Raw genomic sequence first — 467 nt, 5'->3', positions numbered from 1 at the left:
TAAGCATTAAGCATTAAACCGTGAAGCGATCAACCAAGTGGTACAACTCGTTTGCTCGGCTGTTTAAGTTTTGGCTACCTGTACGGTTTTGGTTTGCTAGCGATGCCGATTGAGAACTTTGGTCTGAAATCACAACAATGCGTTGAGATATCTCTTGGCCAACAATATTCTGCTGTTCAGTCGCCGTTGCAATCAGTGAGTTCATGTCCATGATGGTATCAATCGAATCTTGAATTTTAGCAAGTGCTGCAGCTGCTGCGTTCGCTTCTTCTACCGTTTGAGCACTTCTGCTTTGGCTGGAATCCATTGCTTTAACCGCGGCATCTGAAGCGGATTTTAGCTGTTGGATCATTTTGTGAATGTCGCCCGTGCTCTCTTGTGTGCGGCTTGCAAGCTTACGAACTTCATCAGCAACTACGGCAAAACCTCGGCCTTGATCACCAGCTCGCGCGGCTTCAATCGCGGCA

General features: G+C 47.3%; 1 protein-coding gene. It reads right to left on the bottom strand.

Annotated features, from left to right (window positions below; translation table 11 throughout):
* Positions 1 to 13: 13 nt before the first annotated feature.
* Positions 14 to 467: methyl-accepting chemotaxis protein (locus AB4496_RS25535; protein ID WP_372132642.1), on the bottom strand; the 454-nt coding region annotated here is incomplete at its 5' end.

It is taken from the genome of Vibrio sp. 10N.222.46.A1 (assembly GCF_041473595.1).
Lineage (GTDB): Bacteria > Pseudomonadota > Gammaproteobacteria > Enterobacterales > Vibrionaceae > Vibrio > Vibrio tasmaniensis_A.
This window is presented reverse-complemented; position numbering and strand designations above follow the sequence as displayed.